This is a genomic window from Rahnella sp. P4_A8 (assembly GCF_056402435.1).
Genome location: NZ_JBFUHK010000001.1, coordinates 192,267 through 210,356, shown reverse-complemented (window position 1 = coordinate 210,356; position 18,090 = coordinate 192,267). Strand labels below are relative to the sequence as shown.

Here is an 18,090-nt window from a genome sequence, read left to right as displayed (position 1 = left end):
ATGTCACACACATCAGCTTCACCGACGGAAAAACCGTCACGCCTGCTGCAGGACTGGCGTCCGGAAGATCCGGCCTTTTGGGAAAAGACCGGGCATAAAGTGGCCAGCCGTAATTTATGGATTTCCGTGCCTTGTTTGTTGCTGGGGTTCTGCGTCTGGATGCTGTTCAGCCTGGTCTCCGTTAACCTCAATAAAGTCGGTTTTAACTTCACCACGGATCAGTTGTTTATGCTGACCGCTATTCCGTCCGTGTCCGGCGCACTGTTACGCGTGCCTTACTCCTTTATGATCCCACTGTTCGGCGGCCGCCGCTGGACAGCCATCAGTACCGTGTTTCTGGTGCTGCCGTGCCTGTGGCTGGGTTTTGCGGTGCAGGATACCACCACGTCGTATAACGTTTTCCTGATCATTGCGCTGTTGTGCGGTTTCGGTGGAGCAAACTTCGCCTCGAGCATGTCCAATATCAGCTTCTTCTTCCCGAAAGCGAAGCAGGGCGGCGCATTAGGGATCAATGGTGGTCTGGGTAATCTGGGCGTGAGCGTGATGCAACTGGTTGCGCCGCTGGTCATCTCCCTGGGTGTGTTTGCGGCTTTCAGCGATAAACAAACGCTGGCGAACGGTGCGGACATGTGGCTGCAAAATGCGGCGTGGATCTGGGTACCCTTTTTGATCATCGGTACGCTTGCTGCCTGGTTTGGTATGAACGATCTGGCGTCTTCTAAAGCCTCAATCCGCCAGCAGTTGCCGGTGCTGAAACGCGGTCATCTGTGGATCATGAGCATATTGTATCTGGCGACTTTCGGCTCATTTATCGGTTTCTCCGCCGGTTTTGCGATGTTGACTAAAACCCAGTTCCCCGACGTTAACATCCTGCAATTCGCCTTCTTCGGCCCGTTCTTTGGCGCGCTGGCGCGTTCTGCGGGAGGCATGCTGTCAGACCGCCTTGGCGGTATTCGCGTAACCCTGGTGAATTACATCGTCATGGCGATTTTTGCCGGTTTACTGTTCCTGACCTTGCCGGTCGGCGGCGCGGGCGGCAACTTCCCGGCATTCTTCGCGGTATTTATGGTGCTGTTCCTGACGGCCGGTTTGGGCAGTGGCTCCACCTACCAGATGATTGCGGTGATTTTCCGCAAACTCACTACTGACCAGGCTAAAGCGCGTGGCGCCAGCGATGATGAAGCGCTGCGTGAAGCGGTGACGGATACTGCTGCGGCGCTCGGTTTTATCTCTTCAATCGGCGCGATTGGCGGTTTCTTTATTCCTAAAGCGTTCGGGACTTCACTGGCGCTGACCGGTTCACCGGCTGGCGCGATGAAAGTCTTCCTGGTGTTTTACGTGGTCTGTGCGCTGATCACCTGGCTGGTGTACTGGCGCAAACTAAACAAAGGTTTTGCCACCAAACAAGTCAAAAGCTAATCGCGATACTCAGTGACGGAAATATAAAGAAGGGGCTTCGGCCCCTTTTGGCGTGATCAGACCTGCGGCACAGGAGGTTATTTCACGTAAGAATTCAGCACGCTCAGTACGACGTCCAGATCGGCCTCACGTTTCACAACATCTTCTTCATGAACAATATGCTCAGTCAGATGGCCTTTAATCACTTCCCGCATCAGGCCATTCACTGCGCCGCGGATCGCGGCAATTTGTTGCAGAACAGCCGCGCATTCATGGGGCTCATCCAGCATTTTATTTAACGCCGCCACCTGACCCTGAATTTTGCTGGTACGGGCTTTCAGCTTCTGTTTATCGCGAATGGTATGGGACATCTCACTTCCTCCGTGACACCAATGACGGCGCGATCATATCATTTTGTGGATACTGGGGGGGTGTATTTAATACTGGGGGGGAGTAGAATCCCAGCGCCTACCTTATCGGGAATCATTAACATGAATGACTTTTCTACCCTTTTACAGCAGGGAAATGCGTGGATCTTTATACCCAGCGCCATATTGCTGGGGATTTTGCACGGGCTTGAGCCCGGCCATTCGAAAACCATGATGGCTGCCTTTATCATTGCGATTAAAGGCACTGTCCGGCAGGCTATTTTACTGGGGCTGGCGGCCACGGTTTCGCATACTGCGATTGTCTGGATCATCGCGTTTGGCGGCATGTATCTCAGCAACCGGTTCACCGCAGAGGCTGTCGAGCCGTGGTTGCAACTGGTGTCTGCGGTCATCATCCTGGGCACGGCGGCATGGATGTTCTGGCGTACATTTCGTGGTGAACAACTCTGGAAGAAGGAGCACGCGCACGGGCATCATGCTGATCATGACCATCATCACGGACATTCCCGCACGCATGCGAATGTTCAGCGTCCCGTTCAGCCCCGGGGACTTAATAACCTGCGCGGCATGAAGCGTATCAGCCTGTCGCCGCAGGAATATCAGGACGCCCATGAACTGGCGCACGCCAGCGATATTGAGCGACGTTTTGCCAGCACGGAAGTGACTAACGGGCAGATTTTATTTTTCGGTCTGACCGGCGGGCTGATCCCGTGCCCGGCCGCCATTACCGTGCTGCTGATCTGCATCCAGCTTAAACAACTGGCGCTGGGAGCGACGATGGTAGTGTGTTTCAGCATCGGACTGGCGCTGACGCTGGTAACTGTAGGCGTGGCGGCTGCCGTCAGTGTCCGCCAGGCGGCTAAACGCTGGAGCGGTTTAAACACGCTGGCGCGCCGGGCGCCTTATTTTTCCAGTGTGCTGATCGCGCTGGTGGGGATTTATATGGGCATTCACGGGGTTATGGGCTTAACCTCATGAAAAATCTGAACGTAATCAGTCATAAGCAATAACAATTCAGACTTTTTAAAACCGGCTCAAGGCGTTATAAATGACGGGATGATAAACGGATAAATGGATCCCGCCATGAAAACTGCCCACCTTGTTGACCCCGAACTGCGCCCGTTACTGGATCTGATGCCAGAACGTGTGCTTACAGCCTCCGTTCTGCCTGCCATGCGCGAGCAACGTCAGACGGCGGCGCTGGAAAGTCTGTTACAGGATGATGGGTTGCCGGTAACGGTTAGTCAGCATCACATTTCAGGTGGCGAAAATGCGCCAGCGGTGCGTGTCGTGGTGATTTCGCCGCAGCATGAACGGAAAGGCCGGATGGGTATTCTGCATATTCACGGTGGCGGTTATGTGCTGGGCAGCCCTGAACAGTCGATGCCGCTGACCCGCCCGACGACGGCACAGCACGACTGCGTCATTGTATCGGTGGATTACCGTCTCGCGCCGGAAACGCCATTCCCCGGCCCGCTGGAAGATTGTTATGCGGCGCTGATCTGGATGACCGCACAGGCAGAGGCGTTGGGTATTGACCCTGCACATATCGGTGTGATGGGTGACAGCGCCGGTGCCGGGCTGGCGGCCTCTCTGGCGCTGCTGACCCGCGACCGGGGCGGTCCGACACTGGCGTTTCAAAACCTGATGTATCCGATGCTCGACGACCGCACCGTGACAGATCCCAACCCGAATCCGGTGACCGGCGAATTCTCCTGGACGCGCGAGGACAACCGTTTCGGCTGGCACGCCTACCTCGGTCACGAAGCGGGTTTGCCGGATATTTCCTGCTACGCTGCGGCTGCCCGCGCAGAGGATCTGAGCGGATTACCACCGGCCTGGATTGGCGTCGGCTCAATTGATTTGTTCCTCGATGAAAACATCGACTATGCCCGCCGGTTAATCCGCGCTGGCGTGCCGGTGGAATTCAGCATCTATCCGGGCGGATTCCACGGTTTCAACGGCGATCCGGCCTATGCACTGGCCCGTCGCGCACGCAAACAACGTCAGGATGGCTTAGCCGGTTTTAATCCGCTGCGTCATTATCATGACTTTGGCTTATAATCAGCAGCAATCGATAAGGCATAACAACCGGCTGAATTAGAAAATAAATTGGATATCAAACAACTTATCTATCTCTGTAACCTCGAACGCGAACGGCATTTTGGCAGGGCGGCGGAAGCCAGCTTTGTCAGCCAGCCGACGCTGTCGATGCGTCTCAAAAACCTCGAAAAAGAGCTCGACCTGAATCTGATCAATCGCGGTAATAACTTCGAAGGTTTTACCGCAGAAGGTCTGCGGGTGCTGAGCTGGGCGCGGGAAATCGTGGCTGTCTATGAAGGCCTGAAACTGGAAGTCGAATCGCTGAAACAGGGCATGAGCGGGACCTTGCGTATCGGCGTGATGCCGCAATGCAGCGTGTCGCTGGCACAACTGATTAAGGCGGTCAGCGAAGCGCATCCGGGACTGGATTACCGCGTGGCAGAAGTCAGTGCTGATCAGTTGATTGAAGCGCTGAGCAGCCATTCGGTGGATGTCGGTATCGGTTTCTTTGAGTTCTCGACGCTCAATGAGCTGCGCTTCCAGCTGGTGCCGCTCGATGACGGCGGAATTGATGTGGTGTATCACCCGGATCATTTCCCGCAGTTACAGGGCATTGAACGGATAACCGCCGAACAGGTTGCCGCGCTGCCGTTGTGTCTGTCTGAACCGAGCCGCTATTTCCGCCGGTATCTGGATAATTTCTTCCGCCAGGCCGGACTTGAGCTGCATCCGCGGCTGGAAAGCACGTCTATTTTCCAGCTGATGCAGGGCGTGTTTGTCGGAATTGGCTGTGCGCTGGTGCCGCGTGGACATCTGATTGATGAAATGCATCCTGCACTGAAACGTTGCCCGCTGGATATCACGCCGATGAGTCGTCATGCCGCGCTGGTCGTCGCCGAAGCGGGCAGGGCAACGCCGCTGGCGCAGCATTTCTTCACCGCCGCCGGGCTTTGGCTGGCGCAGCAGGCGCTTAACAAGTCGTCAAATGTGGCGCAATAAAGACGTTCTGTCCGGTATTCCTATTGATGTAATGAAACTTTCAGCCCAAGCTTTGCCGCAATACTTATGTGAAATGGATGGAGTAAGACATGAAAACATTGAAAGCCGTTGTTCTGGCGTTGGCCTCTGCGGGTATTTTGCTTTCAGCAGGTGCACAGGCTTCGAATAATCTTCTGGGACAACTGCAGCAGGCCGCCAACGAAGGACTGAATGGCACCAGCAGCAAAACCGGTTCTGCCGGTACCACATCTTCGCTGACCTCGCTGCTCAGTGGCGGCGACAGTGCCCTGACGTCGACCAGCGCGAACAACGTCGCAGGTGTGTTGCAGTACTGCGTGAAGAACAACGTACTTTCCAAAGCCAGCACTGAGAATGTGAAAGATCAGTTGCTGAGCAAGCTGGGCATCCAGACGGCAGCGGGTGCTGAAAGCCAGGATTATCAGCAGGGTCTGGGTGGTTTGCTGAAAACCGGTAAAGATCAAAGTGTGGATCTGAATAATCTGGGGAGCGGGCTGACGCAGGTGAAAGAGAAAGTGAAAACCAAAGCCTGTGATGTGGTGCTGAAGCAGGCGAAATCGTTTATTTGATTGCAGAGGCCGCTGCAATGGCGGCTTTTAACTTCAAATTCAAATTCAAGGTCAACACCGTGGGCATCGGCCCACACCGACCAGAGACCCGGTAACGCGCGGGCCTCTGGACTCCGCGCTTTTTCACTGCGCGCTCCGCTGGCGCAAGGGACATGTTCTGCTGTATTGATGAGTGGCGCAAATCCAGGTGCTGCGCACTACCTTCTCTCGGTCTTCGAGCCACAGGTCTCGAAGCCGCTCCGTTCAGCTGGATTTTGAGCACGCCATTGAACTCTCTAAAACAGAGTAATTTTGTTTTTTGAATTTAAGATCCTGCGGGCGATTCAGAAAGCTTGCTGAATGAGAGGTTGCAGACCATAGGCTGCAATCCCGAAACGAAGGAACCGCGCAGCGGCAAGATTTCCAGCCTGTCGCTGCGGTTGCTGAAACATAGCCAGCGCGCGGATCACATGTTTGAAAAAGCGAGGGGAGTTCAGAGGGGAAAAGCCTTTCCCCTCTGGTCGGTTTCGGCACGAAAGGCCGTGTGATAACCGTTATTGAGAAACCGAAATTTACTCAATTCTATTTAAAGCTTTTAAAGCTTTTAAAGCTTTTAAAGCCATTTAAAGCCATTTAAAGCCATTTAAAGGGATCCAAAGGGAATCCCCTTTCACTCCGCATAAACCTTCTCTTTACTCTCGCACAAATCTTCGATCAAACATGACCCGCACCGCGGCTTACGTGCAATGCAGGTATAGCGGCCATGCAGGATCAGCCAGTGGTGGCAGTCGAGCTTGAACTCGGCCGGAACCACTTTCAGCAATTTCTCTTCGACGTCATCCACGGTTTTACCCGGCGCGAACTTCGTGCGGTTACAGACGCGGAAAATATGCGTATCCACGGCAATGGTCGGCCAGCCGAAGGCGGTATTGAGCACTACGTTGGCGGTTTTGCGGCCAACGCCAGGCAGCGCTTCAAGCGCGGCGCGGTCTTCCGGCACTTCACCATGGTGTTTTTCCAGCAAAATACGGCAGGTTTTAATCACGTTCTCCGCTTTGGCATTAAACAGGCCAATGGTTTTGATGTATTCCTTTACGCCGTCCACGCCAAGCGCCAGAACCGATTCCGGCGTGTTGGCGACCGGATACAGCTTTGCTGTCGCCTTGTTCACGCTGACATCGGTAGCCTGCGCAGAAAGTAATACCGAAATCAGCAGTTCGAACGGGGTGGTATACACCAGTTCGGTAGTGGGATGCGGATTGTTATCGCGCAAACGGCTGAGAATTTCGGTGCGTTTTTCCTTATTCATGAACGCTTCCCTTTGGCAGACTTTCTTCCGCCACAACGTGCTGTGCCGCTTGCCGTGCTTTCATACGCTGATCAATCAGATATTTGCCGGCCAGCAGCAGACCGAGGCCGATAAATGCGCCCGGCGGCAGCATTGCCAGCAGGAACGGGTTATCCAGATGCAGCACTTCGACGCGCAGCACTTTCGCCCAACTGCCGAGCAACAAATCAGCGCCATTGAACAGCACGCCGCTGCCGAGAATTTCACGCATTGAACCCAGCACAAACATTGCGCAGGTTGCCCCGAGACCTGTCATCGCACCGTCGAGGGCAGCCAGATGCACAGGGCTGCTGGCGGCGCAGGCTTCGGCACGTCCGACCACAATGCAGTTGGTCACAATCAGCGGAATAAAAATCCCCAGCGCCTGATACAGACCGAACGCGTAGGCGTTGATCAGCATCTGCACGGTACTGACCACCGAGGCGATAATCAGCACGTAAATCGGGATGCGGATTTCATCCGGGATCCACTTACGGAATGCGGAAATCATGGCGTTGGTACAGGTCAGCACCAGCGTGGTCGCCAGCCCTAAACCGAGGGCATTGGTGGCAGTCGACGTCACGGCCAGCAGCGGACAAAGCCCCAGCAACTGCACCAGCGAGGAGTTATTGGTCCACAGACCCTGAACGATTATCTTTTTGGCTTCACTCATCACGGGCTCCACAAGGGGTGAGGTGGGAAAGCTGAGACGGTACCGTCCCGATAAACAGCGCCGTACGTTTTACCGAGCGGACGACGGCGCGCGGTGTAATGGTCGCACCGGTAAACTGATCAAACATACCGCCGTCTTTCTTCACCGCCCAGCGCTCATCGCTTGCACCATTGACGGTCTGATTGGCGAAATGTTTGATCCAGTCGGAAATGCGCACTTCAATTTTGTCACCCAGCCCCGGCGTTTCGTGCTGTTCCAGCACGCGGGAACCGTAAACTTTGCCATGAAAATCAGCCGCCACCAGCAACTGAATCGCACCGGAATAGCCGTCAGGCGCGGTGGTTTCAACCACGGCAGCCACCGGCTGACCATTTTTGCGCGCCAGATACAGACGGTGCGGTGCCATGCTGCCAAGTGACTCATCAGTGACGTTGTAACATTCGTTTTGCATATCGTTGTCGTACACGCTGGCCGGGATCACCTGATCAAACAGCGTTTTTTGCTGTAACAGCGCCTGATGTTCAATGGTCGGCTTGGTCATCAGGTTGACCAGTGCCGTCATACCGGTCATCAGTGCGCCAAAGAAAGCCAGAATCAGGCCGTGGCGTCGCATTGTAGCTAACATAATTCTTCCTCAGCGATGCCCGTAAACGCGTGGTTGTGTGTAGTGATCAATCAGCGGCACGGTGATATTGGCCAGTAAAACGGCAAAAGCGACACCATCCGGATAACCGCCGTAACTGCGGATCAGCCACACCAGTAAACCAATCAGTCCCCCGAAAATCAGGCGGCCTTTCGGGGTGGTGGATGCTGTCACCGGATCCGTGGCAATAAAGAACGCGCCCAGCATGGTCGCGCCGGAGAACAGTCCGATCAGCGGTGAAGGATAGTTTTCCGGTGCCAGACCCCACGCGATACCTGCGCAAATGACCAGCATGCCTAACATGGCGGCCGGAATATGCCAGCTGATGATTTTGCGCCACATCAGGAACAGGCCACCGGCCAGGAATCCGAGGTTAATCCACTGCCAGCCGAGACCGGCCAGTGTGCCGCTGAACAGCGGCGTCCCGAGGATCTGATCGGCGGTATGGCCGGAGCGCAAACCGGTTTTAAATGCATCCAGTGGTGTCGCCTGCGTCACGCCATCCACGTTCATGTTCAACTGATACGCGGTCAGATCCTGACTGTTATGGCCGGTGAAAATGGTCAGCAGCGTGTCGGTGAATCCGACGTGATGATGCTGTAAAACATCCGGCGGCAGCCAGGTTGTCATCTGAACCGGGAAAGAAATCAGCAGCACCACATAACCTACCATGGCCGGGTTAAACGGATTCTGACCAAGACCCCCGTAAAGTTGTTTGGCGATGATGATGGCGAAAATCGTGCCGAGCACCACCATCCACCACGGGCCCAGCGGCGGCAGGCTGATACCCAGCAAAACGGCTGTCAGCAGGGCACTGTTATCGCCCAGGCGTTTTTTCACCGGCAGTTTGCGCAACTGTAACACCGCGCCTTCTGCCAGCAGGGCAATGACGATAGCCAGCGTCAGCTGAATCAGCGTGCCGTAACCGAAGAACCAGACCTGAGCGAGCAGGCCGGGAATACACGCCAGAATCACCATCATCATGATGGTACTGGTGTTCTGGCGATTATGCGTAAAAGGTGAACTTGCAATCCTGAAGGCCATCTATTCCTCGTTCGACATTGTCTGAGCGGCTTTACGGGCCTTAACTCGGGCGATCGCAGCCGCTACAGCGGCTTTGCGTGGATCGCTTTCTTGTTGTGATGTTTCTTTTTCTTCCGGTTCAGCGTCCTGCGCTTCACTCAGCGCAGCGGCTTTTTTGGCTTTGGCACGCGCGATGGCAGCCGCCACCGCCGCCTTGCGTTTGTCGTCTGCGGAAGGCTGTGCAGGTGACGTTGTCACGTTTTCTTCAGTGCCCGCAGGTTGCGCAGCAGCGGCCTTTTTGGCTTTCACGCGGGCAATGGCGGCGGCGACAGCAGCTTTGCGATCGTCGTCAGCGGAGGGCTGTGGTGCAACGTTCAGTTCGCTTTCTTTGACTTCCACGACAACGCCGTTATTACCGGCTTTCTTCGCTTTCACGCGGGCAATAGCGGCTGTCACGGCGGCCTTACGATCGTCTTCTGCAGATGGCGGCGTTTCAGGCACCGGCTCAGAAGCCACCGGAATTTCCTGTTCAGCGGCGGCTTTTTTGGCTTTTGCACGGGCAATGGCAGCGGCCAGCGCCGCTTTGCGCGGATCGGCTTCGGCCTGTTGTTCCGTGGCTTTTTCAGCGACAGGTACTTCTTTTGCTGCGACGTCGTCCAGCTTCACTGCCGCTTTCTGATGTTTCTCTTCACGCGCTAATTTCTCACGTTCCATACGCGCCTGTTTGGCTTCGAAACGGGCTTTGGCTTCGGTGGCCCGGGCAGTCTCTGCATCGATGGCACGGATTTCGGCCTTTTCCTGACGGTAATATTGCACCAGCGGAATATTGCTCGGACAGACATAGGCACATGCGCCGCATTCGATGCAGTCGAACAGATTATGCTTGCGCGCTTTTTCGTGTTCTTCGCCTTTACTGAACCAGTAAAGTTGCTGAGGCAGTAAACCGGCCGGACAGGATTCCGCGCACAGGCTGCAACGGATACAGGCTTCTTCCGGCTCCGGCTGACCCAGTTCGGCGTCAGACGGCGCGAGCAGACAGTTGGAAATTTTGACCACAGGCACATTGAGCGATGGCAGGGTGAAGCCCATCAGCGGGCCGCCCATGATCACCATCTTTTTATCGCCCTGCGGTTGTAACTGGCCTTCCTGCATCAGGTGTTCAATCGGCGTGCCCAGACGYGCCCAGACGTTACCCGGTTTTGCCATCGCTTCGCCGGTCAGCGTGACCACGCGTTCGATCAACGGTTCGCCGTCAATGATTGCGCGTTTAATGGCAAACACGGTGCCGACGTTTTGCATCAGTACGCCGATGGACGACGAGTGATGGCCTTTCGGCACTTCGAGGCCGGTCAGGATTTTGGTCAGCTGTTTGGCACCGCCGGACGGGTATTTGGTCGGAATGACCCGCAGTTCGAAACGCACTCCGTCGGAGATTTCAGCGCTGATCGCGGCTTTAAGCGCGGCAATCGCTTCAGGTTTGTTGTCTTCGATGCCGATCAGCACCCGTTCAGGATGCAACATGTGGCAGAGGATGCGCGTGCCCTGGAGAATTTCCATGGCATGTTCCTGCATCAGCCGGTCATCGGCAGTGATGTAAGGCTCACATTCGGCCGCGTTGAGGATCAGTGTGCGGGTCGATGTCAGGCCACCGGCTAATTTGCTGGCGGTCGGGAAGCCTGCGCCACCCAGCCCGGCAATACCGGCCTGACTGATGCGCTGATTCAGTTCATCAGCAGAAAGCTGGCGGTAATCGGCAATGAATTCGCGTTCGCACCAGGTATCAAGGCCGTCGGCTTCAATCAGCACACAGAGTTCTTTCAGACCGGAAGGGTGCGCGGTGATGTGCGGTTCGATGGCCGTGATCACGCCCGACGTCGGCGCGTGAACCGGCACGGTACGGCCACGGCCAGTGGTCAGCGGCTGACCTTTTAACACAGGGTCGCCGGCTTTCACACACAGCTCGCCTTCAGGGCCAAGGTGTTGCTGAAGGGGGATGATAAAGCGCTCAGGCAGCGGCACGTTGCGCAGCGGAACGTGGCTCGACTGAGTCTTCATTTCCGGCGGATGAATACCGCCGTCGAAGTCCCAGACTTTGTCTTTTTTGAGCGCCGCAAACAGATTAAACATGTTACTCCGCATGGATGACCTGAACCGGAATGGATTTCAAATCCCACTTCCAGTTTGCGGTGGTGGTTTTTACTGGCAGCATTTCGATGCAGTCCGTCGGGCACGGCGCGACGCACAGGTCACAGCCGGTACATAAATCAGTAATCACGGTGTGTACGGCGCGGGTGGCACCCACGATGGCATCCACCGGACAGGCCTGAATACACTTGGTGCAGCCGATGCAATTGCTCTCGTCGATATAGGCGACTTTACGCACCGGGACAGCAGCCGCAGCGTCTTCACCCATCGGCTGCGGCTCAACGTTAAGCAAGGTCGCCAGCTTGAGCATGACGGCTTCGCCGCCCGGCACGCATTTATTGATGTTGTCGCCATTGGCGACCGCTTCGGCGTAAGGCTTGCAGCCGGGATAGCCACATTGCGCACACTGGCTTTGCGGCAGGATATCGTCAATCTGATCGACAACCGGGTTGCCTTCCACGGCAAAGCGGCGCGAGGCGTAACCCAGCAGCAGGCCAAAAACCAGCGCCAGAGCGGTCAGCGCGCCAATCGCTACCCATAATTCAAACATTAGAATTTCACCAGACCTGTGAAGCCCATAAAGGCTAATGACATCAGGCCAGCCGTGACCAGCGCAATCGAAGAACCTTTGAAGGGTGCCGGGACGTCAGCCACCACCAGACGTTCACGGATAGCGGCAAACAGCACCATCACCAGCGAGAAGCCCAGTGACGCGGCGAAACCGTACAGCGCAGATTGCATAAAGTTGAATTGCTGGTTGATGTTCAGCAGCGCCACGCCGAGCACAGCGCAGTTGGTGGTGATAAGCGGCAGGAAGATGCCCAGCAGGCGGTACAGAGACGGGCTGGTTTTGCGCACCACCATTTCGGTGAACTGCACAACAACCGCGATCACCAGAATAAAGGCCATAGTGCGCAGATAAACCAGCCCCAGCGGCATCAGAACGAAAGTGTTGACGATCCACGAGCAGATATTCGACAGGGTGATCACAAATGTGGTGGCGAGACCCATACCGATAGCGGATTCCAGTTTTTTGGAAACGCCCATAAACGGGCACAGGCCAAGAAACTTAACCAGTACGAAGTTATTTACCAGCACAGTGCCGACAAAAAGTAATAAATAAGAGGTCATGACAATTGCCCGGACATAATAAACATTAAAAACCTCAGGGTTATTCCGTGAAGGTTTCTTTTACCCGCAGTGAGCGCTTGAAATAAGGCACAAAGACGGCGGCGGCCAATAAAGGTAACAATAAGTTACGCACGGCCAAATCATCGGTAACCGGTGAGAATGCAAAGGCTTTTACCGCCAGAAGTACTGTGCACAATAACCAGATAATATACATTTTGGGTAACACGCTGGCGCGCTTACAGAATTGCAGCAATACCGCGACGGTAAATAACCCCATCGCTAACGTGGTCACCACCGAGAAATACCATTGCAGGGTAAATGCCTGGGAGTTGGTGATGAGATATTCGCGCGATTCCGGCATAAATAACGCCATTGAAAACAGAAACAGCATTAATACCACGCTCAGCAGCGTCACAATCAGATACGCCATCGGGGCCAGTAGCCACCCGCCAATACGTTTATAACCCGGATTATTCAACATAAAAGCTTTTCTCACGCTGGTTTTGCTATCAAATCAGCACAGGGAAACTTCCCCGACCTTCAAGGCGCAGTAGCTTAACCTGTGAGAGGCATTCTCGTTATCGTATTTATGTGATCAATGATCCCCTTCGCTCAGGAAGGGGATTTAAATAGAAAGGCTTTAATGCACCGGCACCAGAATTTCGGTGGCGACAATTACCACAATCAGGCCAACCAGCACGGGAACGGACGTGCGTTTGACGACTTCGAAAGGCGATATTTTTGCCATACCGGCCACGGCCACTATGACGCCCGAAACAGGGGAAATAGTGCGACCCAGGTTGGATGCCTGCAACATCGGGATGACCAGATATTCCGGGTTGATGCCCATTTTCGCGGCCAGTTTTGGGATAAGTTCGACGAAGGCGTAAAACGAAGCATTACCGGAGCCGGTGGTCATGGCGGCGAGCACGGTGATGACTACCAGCACCAGCATCATGACGATGCTGCCGGAGCCAAAGTTTTGCGCCAGTCCTATCAGGCTGCTGATGAACCCGACGGTGCTCAGCCCCTGAGCAAACACGCCCGCCGCGACCAGCAGCATCACCACGTTGGCGAATGCATCCGCCATGCCGCGATAAGCCACGTCCAGTCCGGCGAATACCGCTTTGCCGTTACGGTTACGCACGGTTTCAATCAGGGCGGTCAGCAACATACAAATCACCAGAATGGTGATGATATGCAGATTGGGTCCCCATTTACCGTCAAAAATCAGCACACCGATAATCGGCGTGAAAGGCAAAATAGCGTAGAAAGCCGGAGCATTGGTTTCAATGACATCGTCAGCATTGGAATCGACAGCATCCGCCAGCACGGAGGTATCGCGTTTATCCAGATAGCGTTGCCAGAAGAAGTGCGCGACCGCCATCRCCGCGATGGCAGCAATCGAAATCGGCAGGGTGACTTTAAAGGCAAAATCCACCAGCGGCATATTCGCCGCCTGCGCCGCCAGCACCACATCACCTGAGGTAGGGGAAAGAATGATCGCCGCAGGAGACGCACAAATCGCCGCCGCCGCGCCCCGGCTGATGCCGACGTTAACCATAATCGGGAACAACGTTGCCATCAGTAACACGCCCAGACCGGTCGCCGAAGACACGGCCAGGGACATCAGACACGCCAGAATATACGCCGCAACCATCAGAATGTACGGTGAATTGATCATCTGTAACGGGCGCGACGCCAGTTTGACGACCACATCGTTGGCACCAATATGGGTCATGTAGGCTGCGAAACCGCACAGCATCATGATCATCATCCCCAGATCGCCACCGCGGCTCATCAGCAGGATTTTGACGTACTCAACGATATCTGTCGCATTCCAGCCGGTACTTTTGGTGCCTTCCGGCAGGATGCTGTGACCCATGATGGCGCTGATAATCAGCAATAATAAGCCGCCGACCATCAGAACGCCGGTGGGTGAATAGCCTTTAATGATATAGCGGCCGACAAAGACGGCGACTACCAGCCCGATCAGTAATTCCAGCATTATTGTGTTCCCCGAGATTAAATTTGGATCCAAGTGAAAGGCGGGCACTTTGCCGAAATAGTTCACCGGGCGTTATGACGCTTATCAATTATGGGTGATGAAAAAGCGGGGAATATTTAAATTTGTGATGCCTGTTCAGAAGAGGATTCGGTACGGCTCCTCCCCCTGCGAAGGGGGAGGCGGGAGGGGGTTTTACGGGCTTACACCGCGTTTGAGCAAACTTCAACTTATTAATTTCGCTTTAATACCCCACCCCAACCCTCCCCTTCGCAGGGGAGGGAGTTGACCGTGCACATCAATACGTTTGCCTGAAAAATCAAAGCTTCGGGATTTCCCGATAAAATCCCACACCGATGAGGCGTCCAAACAGGAAAGGTATAAATTTCCGCCCGCGCAGCCACGCTTCCAGCCGTGAAGGGGCACGCTTTCTTTGTTTCTGTCCTGCTTTACTGATCATGATCTGTAATGCCTGCGTCGCCCACGTCGGGAACGCGCGGCGGCGCTGGATACGTTTTAAGTGTCGCAGCGTCAGGCGTCCGGCCTTCAGCGGTTCAGTGATGATATTCGCTGTCGCCACCGCATCCTGAATCGCCAGATTCACGCCGACGCCGCCAATCGGTGACATTGCATGTGCCGCGTCGCCGATGCACAACAGACCCGGTTTAGCCCATTCTTTGAGACGGTCGATGCGGATCACCAGCAAGCGTACGTTTTCCCAGCTGAGAATATCGTCGGCTAAGCGCTGGCGCTCAAACGGCGACACTTCCGCCAGCAGGTCGAGAAAAGGCGCGATGCCCTGTGCTTTGAGCGCATCCAGGCTGTCTTTCGGGATTGAATACCCACACTGCCAGTAATCACCCCGGTCGATCATGATGAAGTTTTTCTTTGGCCCGCGATGCCCCATCGACCACAGAGGATCATCCGGGCGTTTGGGGATTTTCAGCCATAACACGTCACGTGGCGCGCCATAACGGCGGATTTCCATCCCGGCCTGTTCGCGCACGATGGAATTACGCCCGTCGCAACCGACGACCAGATCCGCATCAAAATGCTGCGTTTCGCCATTCACTTCAGCAAGAACGCCGGATACCTGGCATTTATCCTCCAGCAATGACAGGACCTGCGCGTTATGAATCAGCCGGAAATTGGGCAGTTGCGCAGCCTTGCTGGCGATGAAGTTGAGAAAATCCCACTGCGGCATAAAAGCGATAAATTTGCACTGCGTCGGCAGATGACTGAAATCCGCCAGCGTGGTTTCCTGGCCGTTGATCTCGCCATAAAGCTTTTCAGCGCGCTGATGCGGCAGGGCGAGGAACTCGTCGAGAAAACCCAGTTGCCAGATGATGTCCAGTGTAGACGGATGAATGGTATCGCCGCGAAAATCGCGTAAAAAGTCGCTGTGCTTTTCCAGCACGGTGACGTCAATTCCCTTTCGCGCCAGAAGGTATCCCAGCATTAATCCTGCGGGGCCACCGCCGACGATGCAGCAGGACGCTGCTGCGGAGGATTCAGTGTTCGGTGTCATTCCAACCTGCCTGACGGGATGAATTTACATGATAACAATTATCATTTGCACACGTGGGCGTCAATTCATCCCGTGCTACATCACAGAACATTTCCTGCACAGCGTCGTAACAAAACTCCATGTTTTTGCACCACCGCGATCTTGTCGCTGCTTTCCCGTTTGGGATTAAATTTACTCATTGTGTCTGTAAATCATTCGCTTAACGGTTGTTTTTAAAACTGGCAGACAAATTGCAAAGTGGTCCACAGGTTGAGTTGTTGGGCCAATTATGGCCGATGTTTGCACAAGCCAAAGTGCGGAGAAGCCAATGAACGGCGACATAAATTTATTGCATCCGATTGCGCCACAACAAAGCGACACGCTGGTGCTCGATGCACTGACCCGCTATGTGGCGCAGTCCGGCACCCATATCGGCGAGAAATTGCCGCCTGAGCGCGTGCTGGCCGAAGGGCTGGCGGTGAGCCGTAACACCGTACGCGAGGCGCTGAAACGCTGGGAAGCGCTGGGGATTATCGTGCGCAAAAAAGGCAGCGGCACGTTTTTGCAGTCTGAAATTACCGCCAACGACAGCTTTCTGTCCCTGCGCTTTAAGAATGACTCAGCCACCATGCTTCATGCACTGGAAGTGCGCCGGATCATTGAATGCGAGGCTTCCGCGCTGGCGGCGGTACGTGCGACGGAAAGCGATTTGCTGTTTATCGAACAGAGGCTGGATGTGATGGAAAAAGTCCATCTGAGCGTCGGTTCCGCCGGGGCAGAAGACTGGCAGTTTCACGCGGCAATCTACAGCGCGGCGCATAATCCGCTGCTGCTGCAAATGGTCGGCGGCATTTATGACCTGCTGCATGCCTTTTTTGAATCGCCGCCTGAGCAGGCGCTGTTCAGCGACTCTTTTCCGCTGCATCGCATGTTATTTGAAGCCATTGCGCGCCGTGAACCGGAAAACGCGCGCAGGCTAAGCAACGACATTCTGAACATAACTGAACGTGACATGAAGGAAGTGATCAATGCAGCAAGATGATAAGAGCCAGCCTGTTGAGTTAGGGGAAAACACCCGTTTAGTGCACGACGCCCGCCACGATCGCGGAGCGATTTCGCCGCCCATCTATCAGTCTTCGTTATTCAGTTTCACTGATTATGACAGCATGATTGCCCGTTTCCGCGGCGACAGCGACCATGCTTTGTATTCCCGCGTTGATAACCCGACCGTCGTCGAATTGCAGAAAAAAGTGGCGCAACTGGAAGGCGGCGAAGCCTGTCTGGCGTTCGGCAGCGGCATGGCGGCGATCAGTAACGCCATTCTCAGCGTGGCCGGTCCCGGCGATAAAGTGGTGTGCGTGAATCACGTCTACCCGGACACCTACCGTTTCCTGCGCGGTTTCTGCACCCGTTTTCAGATTGAATCACAGTTTGTCGATGGCGGTTCACTGCCCGCGCTGGAAGAGGCGATGCAGGGCGCGAAACTGCTGTATCTCGAAAGCCCGAACAGTTGGGTGATGGGCGAACAAAATCTGCGGGCCATCGCGGAACTGGCGAAAAAATACGGCGTAATAACGATGATCGACAATAGCTGGGCGTCGCCGATTTTCCAGAAGCCACTGGCTGCGGGCATCGATCTGGTCATTCATTCCGCGTCGAAATACATCAGCGGGCACAGCGACGTGGTCGCCGGGCTGGTGATTTCCAGCCAGGAACGCATCAGCGCCATCAGTCGTTATATCAGCCCGTTTTTAGGCGGCAAACTTTCTGCCAATGAAGCCTGGCTGCTGCTGCGCGGCCTGCGCACGCTGCCGCTGCGTATGCGCCAGCATCACGAAAGTGCGCTGGAACTGGCGCGCCGGTTGCAGGGCTATTCGCGCATCACGCAGGTGAATCATCCGGGACTTGACCCGTTGCCGACTTCCACGCTGACCGGCTACAGCGGTCTGTTCTCCTTTGAGCTGAGCGAAGGCATCGATATTCCGACGTTCTGTAACGCGCTGAATCTGTTCCGTATGGGGGTCAGTTGGGGCGGTTTCGAAAGTCTGGTGATGCCAGCCATTTCTGTGCTGAATCAGGCGGGCGAATTCAACTCGGCAATAGATTTCGGTGTGTCGCCCCGCGTGATCCGCATTTCTATCGGGCTGGAAGAGACCGAAGATTTATGGCGTGACCTGAAAAACGCCATCGAAAGCGCCTGTTCCTGAGGCCTTTGTTGAAAGACCGTTCCTGTGTTCCGAC

18 protein-coding genes are annotated in these 18,090 nt (G+C 55.0%); 7 read left to right on the top strand and 11 right to left on the bottom strand.

Annotated features, from left to right (window positions below):
* A complete protein-coding gene (locus tag AC1DUO_RS00915; RefSeq protein WP_013575418.1) occupies positions 1-1,419 on the top strand; it encodes a NarK family nitrate/nitrite MFS transporter in 1,419 nt (472 codons plus the stop codon).
* A gap of 77 nt (positions 1,420-1,496) precedes the next feature.
* On the opposite strand, the gene rcnR is transcribed toward AC1DUO_RS00915, so the two are convergent.
* Complete coding sequence (gene rcnR, locus AC1DUO_RS00910; RefSeq protein WP_013575420.1) at positions 1,497-1,769, bottom strand: Ni(II)/Co(II)-binding transcriptional repressor RcnR; 273 nt, start codon at positions 1,767-1,769, stop codon at positions 1,497-1,499.
* A 120-nt stretch (positions 1,770-1,889) separates the two neighbouring features.
* Between rcnR and AC1DUO_RS00905 the strand changes: the two genes are divergently transcribed.
* The 4 genes from AC1DUO_RS00905 to AC1DUO_RS00890 all read left to right on the top strand — a co-directional run bounded on the left by AC1DUO_RS00905 (position 1,890) and on the right by AC1DUO_RS00890 (position 5,416).
* Positions 1,890-2,765 (top strand): nickel/cobalt efflux protein RcnA, encoded by an 876-nt coding sequence (locus AC1DUO_RS00905; RefSeq protein WP_477986214.1) that lies wholly within the window; start codon positions 1,890-1,892, stop codon positions 2,763-2,765.
* Positions 2,766-2,870: 105 nt separating this feature from the next.
* Positions 2,871-3,851, top strand: a complete 981-nt coding sequence (locus AC1DUO_RS00900) for an alpha/beta hydrolase (protein ID WP_477986212.1) — start codon at positions 2,871-2,873, stop codon at positions 3,849-3,851.
* Between the two features lie 48 nt (positions 3,852-3,899).
* Complete coding sequence (locus AC1DUO_RS00895) at positions 3,900-4,829, top strand: LysR family transcriptional regulator (RefSeq protein ID WP_477986210.1); 930 nt, start codon at positions 3,900-3,902, stop codon at positions 4,827-4,829.
* Between the two features lie 89 nt (positions 4,830-4,918).
* Positions 4,919-5,416, top strand: a complete 498-nt coding sequence (locus AC1DUO_RS00890; protein WP_112152218.1) for a YjjA family protein — start codon at positions 4,919-4,921, stop codon at positions 5,414-5,416.
* Positions 5,417-6,065: 649 nt separating this feature from the next.
* Here the strand turns inward: AC1DUO_RS00890 and nth are convergent.
* The 10 genes from nth to AC1DUO_RS00840 form a co-directional block, all read right to left on the bottom strand.
* The gene (nth, locus tag AC1DUO_RS00885) at positions 6,066-6,704 is read right to left on the bottom strand and encodes an endonuclease III (protein WP_013575425.1); all 639 of its coding nucleotides are present in this window, start codon (positions 6,702-6,704) and stop codon (positions 6,066-6,068) included.
* Positions 6,697-7,395, bottom strand: a complete 699-nt coding sequence (locus tag AC1DUO_RS00880; protein ID WP_119261603.1) for an electron transport complex subunit E — start codon at positions 7,393-7,395, stop codon at positions 6,697-6,699. The genes nth and AC1DUO_RS00880 overlap by 8 nt, the downstream gene beginning before the upstream one ends.
* Entirely contained in the window at positions 7,388-8,020 is a 633-nt protein-coding gene (gene rsxG, locus AC1DUO_RS00875) for an electron transport complex subunit RsxG (RefSeq protein ID WP_013575427.1), read from the bottom strand. Before rsxG ends, AC1DUO_RS00880 begins: the two co-directional genes overlap by 8 nt.
* 9 nt (positions 8,021-8,029) lie before the next feature.
* Positions 8,030-9,082: an electron transport complex subunit RsxD gene (gene rsxD / locus AC1DUO_RS00870; RefSeq protein WP_013575428.1), complete on the bottom strand. Its 1,053-nt coding sequence runs from the start codon at positions 9,080-9,082 to the stop codon at positions 8,030-8,032.
* The gene (gene rsxC, locus AC1DUO_RS00865; protein ID WP_449632140.1) at positions 9,083-11,188 is read right to left on the bottom strand and encodes an electron transport complex subunit RsxC; all 2,106 of its coding nucleotides are present in this window, start codon (positions 11,186-11,188) and stop codon (positions 9,083-9,085) included.
* 1 nt (position 11,189) lies between these two features.
* Entirely contained in the window at positions 11,190-11,756 is a 567-nt protein-coding gene (gene rsxB / locus AC1DUO_RS00860) for an electron transport complex subunit RsxB (protein WP_013575430.1), read from the bottom strand.
* Entirely contained in the window at positions 11,756-12,337 is a 582-nt protein-coding gene (gene rsxA / locus AC1DUO_RS00855; RefSeq protein ID WP_013575431.1) for an electron transport complex subunit RsxA, read from the bottom strand. The genes rsxB and rsxA overlap by 1 nt, the downstream gene beginning before the upstream one ends.
* Positions 12,338-12,377: 40 nt before the next feature.
* Positions 12,378-12,818, bottom strand: coding sequence for a DUF2569 domain-containing protein (locus AC1DUO_RS00850; protein ID WP_013575432.1), 441 nt, complete (start codon positions 12,816-12,818; stop codon positions 12,378-12,380).
* A 159-nt stretch (positions 12,819-12,977) separates the two neighbouring features.
* Entirely contained in the window at positions 12,978-14,345 is a 1,368-nt protein-coding gene (dcuC, locus tag AC1DUO_RS00845; protein WP_477986204.1) for an anaerobic C4-dicarboxylate transporter DcuC, read from the bottom strand.
* Positions 14,346-14,661: 316 nt separating this feature from the next.
* Positions 14,662-15,870 carry an FAD-dependent oxidoreductase gene (locus tag AC1DUO_RS00840; protein ID WP_013575434.1) on the bottom strand — a complete coding sequence of 403 codons (1,209 nt, stop codon included), beginning with the start codon at positions 15,868-15,870 and terminating at the stop codon, positions 14,662-14,664.
* Between the two features lie 307 nt (positions 15,871-16,177).
* On the opposite strand from AC1DUO_RS00840, the gene AC1DUO_RS00835 reads away from it, so the two are divergent.
* Together AC1DUO_RS00835 and AC1DUO_RS00830 are read left to right on the top strand one after the other, a co-directional pair.
* A complete protein-coding gene (locus AC1DUO_RS00835; protein ID WP_131637642.1) occupies positions 16,178-16,891 on the top strand; it encodes a FadR/GntR family transcriptional regulator in 714 nt (237 codons plus the stop codon).
* Positions 16,878-18,056: an aminotransferase class I/II-fold pyridoxal phosphate-dependent enzyme gene (locus AC1DUO_RS00830; RefSeq protein WP_013575436.1), complete on the top strand. Its 1,179-nt coding sequence runs from the start codon at positions 16,878-16,880 to the stop codon at positions 18,054-18,056. The genes AC1DUO_RS00835 and AC1DUO_RS00830 overlap by 14 nt, the downstream gene beginning before the upstream one ends.
* The last annotated feature ends 34 nt before the right edge of the window (positions 18,057-18,090 follow it).